Origin of the sequence: Actinoplanes sp. NPDC024001 (assembly GCF_040638955.1) — a bacterium.
Lineage (GTDB): Bacteria > Actinomycetota > Actinomycetes > Mycobacteriales > Micromonosporaceae > Actinoplanes.
Genome location: NZ_JBEZZB010000037.1, coordinates 41189 through 54006, shown reverse-complemented (window position 1 = coordinate 54006; position 12818 = coordinate 41189). Strand labels below are relative to the sequence as shown.

Annotated in this window: 11 protein-coding genes; 3 read left to right on the top strand and 8 right to left on the bottom strand. The window is 68.3% G+C overall.

Going from position 1 to position 12818, the window contains the following annotated elements; genetic code table 11:
- Nucleotide 1 precedes the first annotated feature (1 nt).
- Nucleotides 2-730, bottom strand: coding sequence for a polysaccharide deacetylase family protein (locus AB0F81_RS16805; RefSeq protein ID WP_360197714.1), 729 nt, complete (start codon nt 728-730; stop codon nt 2-4).
- A 652-nt stretch (nt 731-1382) separates the two neighbouring features.
- Nucleotides 1383-1892 (bottom strand): PH domain-containing protein, encoded by a 510-nt coding sequence (locus AB0F81_RS16800; protein ID WP_360197711.1) that lies wholly within the window; start codon nt 1890-1892, stop codon nt 1383-1385.
- A 118-nt stretch (nt 1893-2010) separates the two neighbouring features.
- On the opposite strand from AB0F81_RS16800, the gene AB0F81_RS16795 reads away from it, so the two are divergent.
- Genes AB0F81_RS16795 through AB0F81_RS16785 form a run of 3 tightly spaced genes read left to right on the top strand, consistent with a single transcriptional unit; the run spans nt 2011 to nt 4428 of the window.
- Entirely contained in the window at nt 2011-3327 is a 1317-nt protein-coding gene (locus AB0F81_RS16795; RefSeq protein ID WP_360197708.1) for a NucA/NucB deoxyribonuclease domain-containing protein, read from the top strand.
- Nucleotides 3297-4214, top strand: coding sequence for a fibronectin type III domain-containing protein (locus AB0F81_RS16790; protein WP_360197705.1), 918 nt, complete (start codon nt 3297-3299; stop codon nt 4212-4214). The genes AB0F81_RS16795 and AB0F81_RS16790 overlap by 31 nt, the downstream gene beginning before the upstream one ends.
- Nucleotides 4215-4227: 13 nt before the next feature.
- Nucleotides 4228-4428, top strand: coding sequence for a substrate-binding domain-containing protein (locus AB0F81_RS16785; RefSeq protein WP_360197702.1), 201 nt, complete (start codon nt 4228-4230; stop codon nt 4426-4428).
- Here the strand turns inward: AB0F81_RS16785 and AB0F81_RS16780 are convergent.
- From AB0F81_RS16780 to AB0F81_RS16755, 6 genes are all read right to left on the bottom strand, one after another.
- Nucleotides 4421-5248, bottom strand: coding sequence for a carbohydrate ABC transporter permease (locus AB0F81_RS16780; protein ID WP_360197699.1), 828 nt, complete (start codon nt 5246-5248; stop codon nt 4421-4423). The two genes, AB0F81_RS16785 and AB0F81_RS16780, sit on opposite strands and share 8 nt — an antisense overlap.
- Nucleotides 5245-6087, bottom strand: coding sequence for a sugar ABC transporter permease (locus AB0F81_RS16775; RefSeq protein ID WP_360197697.1), 843 nt, complete (start codon nt 6085-6087; stop codon nt 5245-5247). Before AB0F81_RS16775 ends, AB0F81_RS16780 begins: the two co-directional genes overlap by 4 nt.
- Before the next feature lie 35 nt (nt 6088-6122).
- Nucleotides 6123-7430, bottom strand: coding sequence for an extracellular solute-binding protein (locus AB0F81_RS16770; RefSeq protein ID WP_360197694.1), 1308 nt, complete (start codon nt 7428-7430; stop codon nt 6123-6125).
- 9 nt (nt 7431-7439) lie between these two features.
- A complete protein-coding gene (locus tag AB0F81_RS16765; protein ID WP_360197692.1) occupies nt 7440-9431 on the bottom strand; it encodes a glycoside hydrolase family 36 protein in 1992 nt (663 codons plus the stop codon).
- A 21-nt stretch (nt 9432-9452) separates the two neighbouring features.
- Nucleotides 9453-11600, bottom strand: a complete 2148-nt coding sequence (locus AB0F81_RS16760; protein WP_360197689.1) for a CBM35 domain-containing protein — start codon at nt 11598-11600, stop codon at nt 9453-9455.
- 109 nt (nt 11601-11709) lie between these two features.
- On the bottom strand, nt 11710-12702 hold the full coding sequence (locus AB0F81_RS16755; RefSeq protein ID WP_360197686.1) for a LacI family DNA-binding transcriptional regulator: 993 nt from the start codon (nt 12700-12702) through the stop codon (nt 11710-11712).
- Between the last annotated feature and the right edge of the window lie 116 nt (nt 12703-12818).

Sequence of the window (12818 nt, the reverse complement as noted above, 5' to 3'; positions counted from 1 at the left end):
ATCAGTGTGTGACGACTGTCGACCGTGTTGGTGCAGTGGCCTTCTCGAGACCGACCAGCTGTGACACGGTGGCGAACCGGAAGCCGCGTGCTTTAAGGCCGGCGAACATCGCGCCAAGGCGGCGTAGCGCAACGAGCCGGTGTGACTTGCCGATGTCGTGCGCCAGAATGATCGACCCTGGCCGCACGTTGTCGACGATGTCGCGCACTTGCCCGTCCGGGTCGTCGGCGAAATGCCGCTCACGCATCAGGTGCGACCACAACACGATGTCGTAGCCGAAAGTGTTCGCGGCCAGCACGGTGGAGCCGCCGAGGTGACCATACGGCGGTCGCAGCAGTGTCGGTGGCCGGCCGAAGACGCGCTCGATCACCTCGTGGGTGCGCGACAGCTCTGTCTCCACATGGGGGCGATCGAGGGTGGCGAGGTCGTCGTGCGACCACGAGTGATTGCCGATCTCATGGCGGCTCATCCGGTGGCGTACGAGGTCGGCGTGGGCTTGCAGGTTGCGTCCCACCATGAAGAACGTGGCCGGTATCCGCGCCTCGTCCAGCGCGTCGAGCACCATCGGCGTCCACTGCGGGCCGGGCCCGTCGTCGAACGTGAAGGCCACGACCGGTTCGGTGATCTCCGCGTAGTGGCGGATGGTTATTCCCGCAGTGCGCAGGGCCTCGGGCGCGTCAGCCGCAGCCGCGTACCCCCCGCCCAGCGGCGGCCGGTCCCAGCCGAACATCCGTGGCACCTCGCTCACACCCACCGCGCCACAGGCGGCACCACCCGCGGTGAGAAGCGCCGCGCGCATGACGGCACGCCGATTCAGCCTCATTCAAGATCTCCCCCGTTGCAGCCCGCGAGGCTAGCTCGTCGCGGCAACGGGCTTATCGGCCTCATAGCGCTGGTGTTAGGGGCATCACCGGGGTCAACCCGGTGCGGCACGGTTGCGTGGCGGGACTGCTATGCGCGACAGTCGCGGCTCAGCGCTACAGCGTTTCCGCACATTCGCCGTGGGTAACGGCGGCCGCGGGCGCATGGACTGACTGTGCTGCCCTCGTTATGAGACGCGACGCCGTTCACGACCGCGTGCGCCTACGGGCAGCGGCGCAGCGGCGGGACCTGATGCTGGGTGCCCATGGCCGGACGGGCAGCAGGTACGGCAGCATCAGGTAGCCGACTTTCGTTTGAGCTTGCCGTTCAACCTCCGTTGCTTGCCTGGCGCCGATGCGGAGCGGTTCCCGGCGCCGGCGAGGGCGGCTTCCTGGAGTACCGGTGGACAAGCTGGCGCGGGGTGATGACGAGACCGACCGCGCGTTGACTGCGGCATGAGCGGTCGTTGCCGCGGACCGCTTGGAAGGGTCGCTTCGTTGGGCGCGTGGCCGAGAAACGGACTACGACTGCACGCTCAAGTCAGCGGATGCCGAGGCCCGGATGTGCACCGAGTGCCTTGGTGAGGATTTTCTACGGTCGGACGCCCCGACCCCAACGTCCGGAGTCGTCGGATTGTCCTCGATGAATTGAGCGGCAAGCTCGGGAGTGGCTCCGGCAACGAATGCCAGGGCTTGATCCACGCTCGCGTCCGGAGCCTCGTAGTAGCGGTCGCCAGCAGCTGTAGGGAGCCCGACGGTCACGCGACCGCCCCAGCGCTGAAAGAGGGTCTGCTCCAGCCTCCAGCCGATGACAGCGCCGCACTCCAGGGCCACGGTGTTCCGGCTCACGGCTCCACGGCGGACCACAAGGTAGCGGCCGTGCAGCGCGTGCCCGAGGGACAGGTAGGCCGCCACCGCCAGGGCCAGCGTCAACGGCAGCAGGGTCAGCGGCAGCGGCCACACCCAGTCGGGAATCGCATCGCTAAGCCCGTAGAGGAGCAGTACCCCCGAGGCCGCGGCGGGGCCGTACACGGCCCGGCCCAGCCGCCGGATCAGTGCGCCGCGAGGGTGCCACAGGAGTTCCGCCTCCAGAGGGCGCTGGGTGTCGGCCAGGACCTTGGCAGCAAGTTCTCGGGCCTCGTGCAGTCGGATGCGTCAACTACCCGGCCATCCGGGCCGCCCGGGCGACACGCCCTTCACGCGCGTGGCGGGCGGCAGCTCGGCGGCCATCGCCAACCGCGACCGTTCCTGCGACAAGAACCCGGCGTTCCGGTACGACGGAAGTGGCACCGAATGCGATGAGTACCCCTTCGCCACCACTTCACAGACCACTACGTCGCCATTCTCGGCGATGCCGGTCCCAGCCGCCGCCAACAACCGGCAGGGAAACATCCTCAGCGACGGCATTCTCAAGAATCGAATCAACGTCGACGACTTGTACTACGTGGTCGTGAAGACCAGTTCGACCCGCAGCGGGTCTCCCGCCAAGAACTCCACCCTCAACACCCAGTTCACCTCGTACGGCGACAATGCCGGGTGCGCGGACTGGAGCGGCGGCGACGCTACGAACTCCGTGCAGATCCCGGGCACCTCGAAGCGGGCGTGGTTCTTCTCCGACTCCTACCTCGGTGCACCGTCCGACCGCCGCAATCTGTTCGCGACGTCGCCGATCCGCAACTCGATCGTGGTGCAGGACGGGTCGACGATGCGCACCATCACCGGCGGCAACACCTGCCAGGAATTGAACCAGGACCTCGATTTCTTCAAGCGCTACGCCAAGACCCCAGCGGCGGATCCGGACGGCGGCTTCTTCTGGACCGGTGACCAGGTGGCGTCCGGCGGCGACGTGGTGAAGTTCTACTACCACGGCCGGCCGAACGACATCGCCTGGGTCAACGACTACGCCGCTGTGGCCACGTTGTCTGGCTCGGCCCTGTCCGCGGCGTCCACCTCCGCCGCTCCCACCATGACCATTACGCCGAGCAAGCTGTCCTGTGCGGCCGGAGGACCGGACGCCATGTGGGGCACGATGGTCATGAGATGGTCCGACGGCAACTACTACATCTACGGTACGGGCGCGTCGGTGCCCCATAAGCTGTACCTGGCGCGGGCATCCGCTGCCAACCTGACGAACTTCTCCGGCTGGCAATTCTTCGGTGGCAGCGATCTGCGGACCGCGACCGGTTCGGGCACCGCGACCTGGACGACGTGCGCGAGAGCGAAGCCGCTGCCCATCGGGGAAGGGGCCACCGGCGGCAGCATCGATTACATCAACGGCACGATTTGGCTGATCCAGGACGACTACGTCAATCCGAACTCCTTCTCGGTCGGCACCATCTCCGCTCACCCGTCGCAGACCCCCTGGGGATTCACCGACCGGCGGATCCCCCTCTACGACCCGCCTGAGGGCACCCACACCTACCCTACTACCACTGGGTGTACGAGCCGCGGATCCAGGACGGGCTGACGTCCGGGTCGAACCTGGTCATGTCCTACAACGTCAACACCGACGCCCGGAACACCGGATGCGTCGACGCCAACAACTGGGACGGCCGCATCTACCGCCCGCGGTTCGTCAACATCCCCACCAGTTGGCTCAACCCCCACGACGCCGCCTATATGTCCACCGGCAAGTACTCCTACCCGGGTGTGACCCCCGCCCGCGAGGTCGCCACGAACATCGGCGGAGCCACGGACTGGTCGGCCGGCGGCCTCGGCAGGAACAGCTGCCCGGATGTCGCCCCCGCCTCAAACTTCAACGTCACCGCCCAATCCAACGGCACCGTCGACATGTCCTGGAAGGTCGTCGGCAGCGACATCTGGTCATACCTGTGGCAGTGCGACTCCACCGTGACGACCTGCGGAACCACCCCGAACTGCACCTCCGGCGCCGCCGGCTTCACCAAGCAGTTCGACGGCCTGTGGATCACCACCCAAACGATCAACCTCGCACCGATCCAGATAGGCACTCAGAACGGGCACACCCTCCAGTGGTACGTCTGCTCCTCAGGCGCCAGAAGCAGCAAGGGAGGTCCTTCGGCCATCGCGTCAGCGACGGTCAGAGTCCCGGCGCCCCCCGCGCCGACCAACCTCCGCCTGACCACGCGCTCCGGGACCTCGGTCACGCTGGCCTGGAACGAGGTCACCTTCCCCTCGAAGAGCGTGTACATCACCCCGTACTACTGGGACATCACCGCCGGCGGCACCGCCGCCAACGCTATCGCCGGTACCCCGCAGACCGGCGGCACGACCATGACCACCACCGTGCCGAACGCCACCCACACCTACGGCTTCTATCTCAAAGCCTCGAACGTCGCCGGCATCGGCCCAGCGTCCAACCAAGTCCAGGGTTGACAATTGCACCAGCATGCCGGAGGAGGGTGGCTACCAGGCCGCTCAGCGGACCTTCGATCGGGCCCACCCACCGACCGCGGTCTTCGGCGGGGCCGACATCGCCGCGTTCGGCGTCCTACGAGCCGCCGAGGAACGCGGCTTGCGGGTGCTCGAGGACATGTCGGTTGCCGGCTACGAACATCCTGCACTCGTCGGCAGCAGCCAGATCACTTGACGGCACCGCCGGTGATGCCGGAGATGATCTTTCGCTGGGCTACGGCGAAGACCACCACGAGCGGCAGGCTCATGAGGATGACGTACGCGAAGATCAGGTGCCAGTTGTTCAGGTACAGGCCGGCGCTGGCCACCCGGAACAGGTTGAGCGGCAGAGTGTCCAGGCGGCCGCCGACCACGAAGAACGCGTAGAAGACGTCGTTCCAGACGTACAGGCAGATCAGGATGGTGGCGGTGGCCAGGACCGGGCGCAGCAGGGGCAGCACCACACGGCGGAACACCGCGACCGGCCCGGCGCCGTCGATGCGGGCCGCCTCCTCCAGGGCGGACGGGATGGTGCGGACGAACCCGGTGACGAAGAAGATCACCGTGGACAGGTAGATGCCCAGGTAGACGCCGATCATGCCGAGTGCGGTGCCGGCCAGGCCGAGCTGACGCAGCAGCAGGACCACGGTGACCACGGCCGGTGGCAGGATGATGCCGCTGATGCCGAGCGCGTACAAGATTGCGGTGAGCCGGGAGCCGCGCCGGGCCAGCACCCAGGCGGCCATCGAGCCGAGCACGAGAACCCCGGCCACGGTGGGCACCACGATGAGCAGGCTGCCGAACAGTGCCGCCGGAACGTCGGCGGCTACCCACACCTGCCGCAGGTTGTCCAGCAGTTGCCACTCGGTCGGCGGGCTCAGGTTCGGGTCGATCGCCTCACCCTGTGACTTGCCGGCGGTCGCGACGACCAGCCACAGCGGGATCCCGATCAGCGTGACGACCAGGACGATCGCGGCGACGGGTTGCAGCCGCTGCCAGATCGGCAGATCGCTCATGACATCACCTCCTCGCGTTTGCGTAGCAGCCTGATGACCGGGAACGCCAGTACCACGACCATCAGGAACAACACCAGGCTCATGGTGGTGGCTTGGGCGAACAGGCCCTGGCCGAAGGTGCGGTAGATGAAGATGTTGAGCAGTTCGGTGGTGCGTGCTGGGCCGCCGCCGGTGGTGGCCTGCACGATGTCGAAGCCGTTCATCGAACCGAGCAGGGCGGTCGCCACGTTGAAGGTGACCGCCGGGGCGAGCAGCGGGGCGCGCACTTTCCAGAAGGTCCGCCAGCGGGAGGCGCCGTCGATGCGGGCCGCTTCCAGGACGTCGAGCGGGATGGTCTTGAGGCCGGCCAGGTAGATCAGCATGGCCAGGCCCATCCACTTCCAGGCGTGGATGAGCGAGACGACCACGATGGTCCAGGTGGTGTCGGCGAGCAGGCCGGTGCCTTTGAACAGGGCCTGGAAGATGTAGCCGACAGCCAGCGCGGACATCAGGACCGGGATCAGGAAGAAGGTCCGGGCGATCCGGTTGATGACGGTGTCGCGTTCCAGCAGCACGGCCAGGCCGAAACCGAACACGTTCTGAAAGATCGCCACCAGTACGGCGTAGACGAGCGTGATCCGCAGCGACCGGAAAAGGGTGCCGTCAGAGGCGAGCTGGGCGAAGTTCTCCGCGCCGACGGGGTTGATCGACGCCTTGAACCCGGACCAGTCGGTGAACGCGTAGATGAACTGGTAGACGGTCGGCAGCACGAAGAAGACCAGCAGCAGCGCGTACGCCGGAAGCAGGAACCAGAGTGGGTGCGTGCGCCGGGTGATGGTGCCCGGGCGTGCCGAAGGCAACGCCCGAGCGGGTGCGAGGGTTTCGACGGCGGTGGTCACTTGAGGTAACCGGCGGCCTTGGCGAGTTGTTCGAACTGCTCCTGGGTGGCCTGGGCGACCTGCTGCGGTGTCATCGTGCCGGCGATCATGTCGGCCAGGTTGAGGTACAGGTCGGGGTTGGCGACGGCGAGGGCCTGCATCGAGCCGGCCGACGAGCCGACGGCGGCGTGCACGTCGAGCAGAGCCTGGGGTACGCCGGACGGGTTGCCCACCCCGGTCTGCAGCGACACTGTGTTGCGGTCGGTGATGAAGTCCTTATAGCCCGGACCCATCCAGTAGGCGAGCAGCTGCCTGGCCGCGGCTTCCCGTTTGGCGTCGCCGGTCTTGAAGGCCACCAGGGCGTTCGACTGGTCCGGGATGAACGTACCGACGTTGCCGGACGGCGCGATCGGGAAGAAGCCGATCTTCTTGTCCAGCGTGGCGGTGTCGGCCTTGGCCTGCAGCTGGCCGAAGAACGAGTTGACCTGCATGACCATCGCCGCCTTGCCGTCCAGCAGCGCGGTGCCCTGATCCTCGAACTTGGCGGTCTTGATGTCGCTGTTGAACAGCCCGTCCTTGATCAACGCGTCGTAGCGGGAGATCGCATCCAGCACGGTCCTGTCGGTGAACTTCTCCTGCCCGGTGTTGATCCGGTCCCACAGCCCGGCCTTGGCCGCGTCGGCGAGCTGCACCTGCACCCACCACTGGGTGGCCCAGCGGTCCGCGCCCATCTCGTGGAACGGGGTGACGCCCTTGGCCTTGAGCCCGCGGGCGACCTCGACCAGCTCGTCGAAGCTCTTCGGGGTGGTGGTGATCCCGTTCGCCGCGAAGACCTCCTTGTTGTAGTAGACGCCCTCCACCGCCGGACTGGTGACCAGAGCTGCGTAGCGGGTGCCGTCGAGGATGCCGGTGATGTCCTTGAGCGCCGGGTCCAGGGCGGACAGCCAGGGTGCGCCGGTGAGCGGCTGCAGGTTGGTCTTGGCGTTGATCGCGGTCAGCATCGACGCGGTCGGCTGCCAGAACGCCAGGTCCGGCTTGTCACCGGTGGCAACTTTGGTCTGGATGCCCTGCTCGTACGGGTCGGGGATGGTGACCACCTCGACGCTCGCACCGGTGGCCTGCTGGAAGCCCTCGACGACCTTCTTCGGCACGGTGTTGCTGTTCTGGGCTGCCCAGATGGTCAGCTTCACGCCGCCGAGCTCGGCGGTCGGCTCGGCCCAGGTGATCGCGGACTCGTCGGTGGTGGTCTCGGCGCCCGGGTCGGTGCAGGCGGTGAGCCCGGCGGCGAGCAGCAGTGCGCCGGCGGCGCTGATCCAGCGTTTCATCGGCATTCCTTATCGGGAGGAGCGGTGGCGGATCCGGACGATCCGAGCCGCGTACGGGTCGGTCTGATCGGTGGTCACGGTGAGCCCGCCGGCCGTCCAGGAGTATGACCACTCCGGGAGCCGGCGCGGGTAGAGCACCTCGACGTCGCCGGCGGGCAGCGGCAGGGTGATGCCTGGTTCGGCGCCGGGGCGCCGCCAGAGGCCGAGGTAGGTGGTGTCGCCGGCGTGCAGCGCGAGGCTGAGCCAGGTGTCGTCCCAGTCGGGCAGGCCGTTCGGCCACGAGGGGACACAGTTTGCAAGATCTGTTCGGATCGTCCGGTAGGCGAGTACTCCGTCGCGGACGAGTTCGTGCTGGTCGGCGCGCATGGCGTCGAGGCGGCCGGAGAGGTAGAGCCGGCCGAGCAGGCCGGTGCACATCGTGTACGCGATCTCCTCGTCGGTCATCTCCGGTTGCGGATAGGCCCAGCTGGCCGCCTGCTCCGGCAGCACGGACAGCGGGGCGGCCACCGCGATCGGCGGGTAGAGCCGGAAGTCCTGCTGGTCGCTGGTGGACTGCAGGTGCATCCGGCTGAGCAGGGCGTAGTCGGCGCGCATCGCCCCGGAGGCGCAGTTCTCCAGGATCAGTTCGGGATGGCGTTGCCGGATCCCGTCGAGCCAGGCGAGGTGTGCGCGGTTGTGGGCGAGCAGCCCGGCGCCGGCGCTGGTGGCGTCCAGGTCGGTGCCGGTGCCGGGGTCGATGTTGTAGTCCAGCTTGAAATATCCGACCCCGAGCTGCTCGACGAGACGGTCGACCACATCGTCGAGGTGGGCGATGGCGGCCGGGTGCCGAAGGTCCAGGTGGTAGCGGCCGTGCTCGACCAGGCGTACGCCGCCGCGCTGCAGGAACGCGGCGTCCGGCAGTTTCTCGGCGACCGGGCTGCGCACCCCGATCACCTCGGGTTCCAGCCACAGACCCGGGATCAGACCACGGTCGCGGATCCGGCCGATCACCTCCTCGATGCCGCGCGGGAAGCGGGTCTGCGACGGCTGCCATTCGCCGACGCTGTCCCACCAGTCGGCGTCGTTGTCGTACCAGCCGGCGTCGATGCAGAACACCTCGGCGCCGGTGGCCGCGGCGGCGTCGATCAGCGGCAGCAGTTTTGCCGTGGTCGGGTCGCCCATCAGCGTGTTCATGTAGTCGTTGAAGATCACCGGACTGGTGCCCGCGGGCTCGCGCAGGGCCCGCCGGTGCGCGGTCAGGTCGTCGATCGAGCCTGCGAGGGAGACCGGGACCGTGGTGAACGACTCGCCCGGCGCAAGCCACTGCTGCCACTGGTGGTCGGTGTCGGTGGGCCCGAGCAGGGCGAGATAGGCGCCGTCGCGGCGTTCGCCGACCTCGTAACGCCACGGACCGTTGTGTTCGACCTGCCACCACCAGGACCTGCCGGTGGCCCGGTCGGTCAGGCCGCCGGTGGGCAGGTGGGTGCCGGTGGACCAGGTGCCCGTACTGGTCACGGTGTGGCAACCGCGCCCGTCCTGACCGTGCGCACGCAGGTGCAGGTCGGGAATCAGGTCGCGCAGCGGCCGCCGGGTCCACCGGCCCTCCCCCAGCCATTCGCTGTCACCGGTGTGCAGGTCGAAGTCGTCGACCCGGCCCGGCAGGCCCGCAGCGAAGGAGGTGACGCCGAGCAGCAGGACCGGGTCGGGGCCGTTGTTGGTCACCGTGGTGCGTGCCTGGACGGCGGCAACCCCGTCGCTCCGGCGCAGAGCCAGGCGTACGGTCAGACCGGTCGCCTCGTCGTGCTGGTCGAGCCGCAACTCGTGCCAGTGCCCGTCGCAGATCTGCCCGACGCCGGCGAACCGCAGCCGGCGGCCGATCGAGGTCTGCGAGAAGCGCCGCGACACGTGGTCGCGGCCCTCCCCCGCAACCAGGATCTCCACCAGCGGCTGGCCGCTCCCGCGCAGTACCGCGGGTCCTTCGACACCGGGCTCGATGACCAGATTTGCCCATTCCAAGGCCACTGTTGCTCCTGTTTCTGCTGTTCAGCCGAGCACTGCTGCGATCTGGATCCGGTCGATGTTCGGCGCGAAACCGCTCGAGGCGTTGCCGAAGGTGATCGTGTTGGCGCCTGCGGCCAGGTCGACGTCGACGACCGCGGTCCGGTAGGTGGACCAGCCGAGGGTGTTGCGGAAGACCGCCCGTTTCGCGGGGCCGCCGTTCACGCTGATGTCCGCATGCCGGTCCACGATGTTGTTGTTGTAGGCGTGATCGCCCACCACCTCGGCGTTCGCGTAGCTGACGACCAGGCGGTAGCGGCCCGTTGCCGGTGCGGTCACGTTGTTCAAGCGCAGCGTGTTGGCGGCGCCGGCACCGATCCACCCGACGTAGCGGCCGCCGGACGCGGCGGCGTCGCTGACGGCGACGGCGGTTCCGCTGAGCGTGTTGGTCGCGCTTTCCGCCTCGTACGCGGTGACGGTGCCCGTTGCCGCGGCGACGTCGAGGTGGTCGAGGTTGACGGCGTCCCGGTCGTCGCTCGCGAAGGCGCGGTAGTCGATCCGGTTGATCCCGGCCGGCAGGTAGACCTTGGTGGTGACGGTCCGCCAGGTGTTCCAGTCGGCGGTGCCCGGCAGGGCCACGTCGGTCAGGTCGCTCCCGTTGACCCGCAACCGGATCGACCGGTTCGCGGGTGCGCCGGTGTACGGTCCGGCCGAGTAGCGCAGGGCGAGCTGGTAGTAGCCGTCGTTCGGTGCGGTGACGACGAAGGTGGTGCTGGCGGTGCTGCTCGCGCCGTACCCCTCGGTGAAGTAGGTCCCCGAGTAGCCGCTGTTGCTGCCGTAGGTGACCCGCGCGGTGCCGCCGAGGGCGGCGTATTCCGCCTCGTAGCGGTTGGCCGAGGCCGCGGTCAAGTCCCGGTCCGGCGTGATGATGATCTGGTACGCCGATTGGCCCTTGAGTCCGGTCAGTGGCACCGTGATCTGCCCGCCCTCGGCGGTGAAGTCGCCTTCCTTGACGACGTACGGCCCGCTGGACGGGTTGGTACCGGAGGTGTCGACTCCCTGCACGGTGGCGTGCACCCGGCTGCCCAGGTAGGACGGCAGGCCTCTGACCACGACGTTCGTGTCGTAGGTTCCGGTGACCGGGTTGTTGCCGCCGAGGATGACCCGGGCCTGCTTCTTCGCCGCGTCCACCGCCGCGAGGCCCTGCAGGGAGCCGCCGGGCGACGGCGGGGTCACCGCGACCGTGGTGCCGGTCAGTTCGCCGTACCACTTGTAGAGCCACCACGCGCCGGTCGCCTGGTTGTTGCGGGTGACCAGGTCGTTGAGGCCGCCCGCGGTGGTCCAGTAGGCGAGGCAGCCGTCCACCTTGCTGGCCTCGAACTTCGCGACGAACTGCACCAGGTTGCCGGGCACGCCGAGGTCGCCGGAGGCACGCCCGTACTCGTTGATGGTGATCGGGCGGGCGCTGACGCCGAGGCTGCGCTCGATCGCCCGGTAGTCGTCGAAGTGCTGCTGCCAGCTGGTGTAGAAGTCGTCGCCGAGTTCGTGCCAGGCCATCACGTCCGGCAGCACGTTGTTGTCACGGGCGTAGGTGAGGAAGGTACGCAGGTCGGCGGAGCGGTAGGAGGCGAAGTTCGGGCCGGCGATCCGTGCGCCCGGGTCGATGGCACGGATCCGGCGAAACACCGTGCGCCAGTCGGCCAGCAGTCCGGGCAGGTTCCCGCCGTACCAGATCATGTCGGGTTCGTTGAACGGCACGTAGACGTAGGAGCTGCGGTACGGATCGGCGACCACCTTGCGGGTCATGGTGTCGACCTTGGCCAAGTAGTCGTTGATGCCGAGGTTCTCGTAGGGCCACTGCTGGTAGATGTCCTGCATGTAGATCTGGATGTCGCGGCCGCCGGCCCGCTTGAACATCGGGGCGATCTTCAGGGCATCGCCGTTGGGGTGCTGCAGCCCGTCCGGCGCCTTCTGGGCGGTGACCTGCGGTTTGAGGGCGGCGAGCATGGTCTCGGTGGGGATGCCCTCGTCGCCGAGGCCGTAGAGGAAGCCGGTGGCGCCGTAGCGCAGGGCGCCGGTGCTGGTCGCCAGGTCCACGGTGAACTGCGAGGGTGCGGCGTGGGCCGGGACGGCGGAAAGGCTCGCTGCCAGGACGGTGGCGGCGAGGACGGTGGTGATGTGTCTCGATCGCACGGGGGTCTCCTAGAGGAGATGTGACCGGTCACATTGCTTCGGACAGGTAGAGTGTGACCGGTCACACCTACAGCACGGAAGACCGCGTTACAGTTTCGTTACCTGAGGGCTACCGCGGTGATGCGGTGGACTCCCGCACGACCAGGTGCGGCGGATCCACGTCGACCGGCGCCGCGTCCTCGGTCAGGGCCGCCACACAGGCCCGGCCGAGCCCCACGAAATCCATCCGCACCGTGGTCAGCGCCGGCGTCCAGTACGCCGCGCCCGGCACGTCGTCGAAACCGACGATGCTCACGTCGCCCGGAACGTCCCGGCCGGCCTCGTACAGCGCCCGCCGCACCGCCAGGGCGGTGTCGTCGTTGCCGCACAGGATCGCCGTCACCCGCGGATCCCCGGCCAGCTGCTGTCCCGCCCGATAGGCCGACGCCAGATCCCACCCGGCCGACAGCACTTCGGGAACCACGGCTCCCGCCTGCTCCAGGGTCGCCCGCCAGCCGCCCTGCCGCGCGCTGGTCGGAACCTCGGACGGGATGGCCACGTGATGCACGGTCTCATGGCCCAGATCGAGCAGGTGCCGGGTCGCGTCGGCCGCGGCTTGCCGCTCATCCAGGAAAATCATCCGGCGGTCCAGGCCGGGCAGCCCACCGGCTTCGGTCGCCGCCACCATCGGCACGTCCTCCGGCATCGCCCGCAGCACGCCGGAGCCGGCCGGGTCGAACGCCACCACGATCACGTTCCCGCAGCTCGGATCGGTGACGTAGTCCACCGCCTGGCGCACGTGCTCGGCCGTGTCCGACTCCACGACCCGCACCCCGACCGTCAGCTCCAGCAGCCGGCCGGCCTCCTCGACACCCTGCAGCACGCCGGCGTACCCGTACAGCGTGGTGTTGGAGGTGACGACGGTGACTGCGCTCGCCCGGCCGGAGCCCAGCGCCCGCGCCGCACGATTCGGCCGATACTGCAGGCGCTCCATCGCGTCCAGGACCAGCTGGCGGGTCTCCGCCCGCACCCGAGGCGCGTTGTTGAGCACCCGCGACACGGTCTGGTACGACACCCCGGCGGCAGCAGCCACATCCCGGATCTGTGGCGTCGCCCGCTTCATCGCCCGTCCCTGATTGGTCAGCCCGAACGGCACCACCCTAACCCTCGCGCATCATCTCGGTCGCCACCGGGCGACAGCCTGGTCACACCGTGAACCAACCGGCCTCGGCCGTGAGA

Excerpts from the sequence above, each read along its gene's own strand:
- AB0F81_RS16770 (WP_360197694.1), bottom strand. The coding sequence starts at position 7,430 with ATGAAACGCTGGATCAGCGCCGCCGGCGCACTGCTGCTCGCCGCCGGG.
- AB0F81_RS16755 (WP_360197686.1), bottom strand. The coding sequence starts at position 12,702 with ATGAAGCGGGCGACGCCACAGATCCGGGATGTGGCTGCTGCCGCCGGG.
- AB0F81_RS16805 (WP_360197714.1), bottom strand. The coding sequence starts at position 730 with ATGTTCGGCTGGGACCGGCCGCCGCTGGGCGGGGGGTACGCGGCTGCG.
- AB0F81_RS16780 (WP_360197699.1), bottom strand. The coding sequence starts at position 5,248 with ATGAGCGATCTGCCGATCTGGCAGCGGCTGCAACCCGTCGCCGCGATC.
- AB0F81_RS16785 (WP_360197702.1), top strand. The coding sequence starts at position 4,228 with ATGCCGGAGGAGGGTGGCTACCAGGCCGCTCAGCGGACCTTCGATCGG.
- AB0F81_RS16795 (WP_360197708.1), top strand. The coding sequence starts at position 2,011 with ATGCGTCAACTACCCGGCCATCCGGGCCGCCCGGGCGACACGCCCTTC.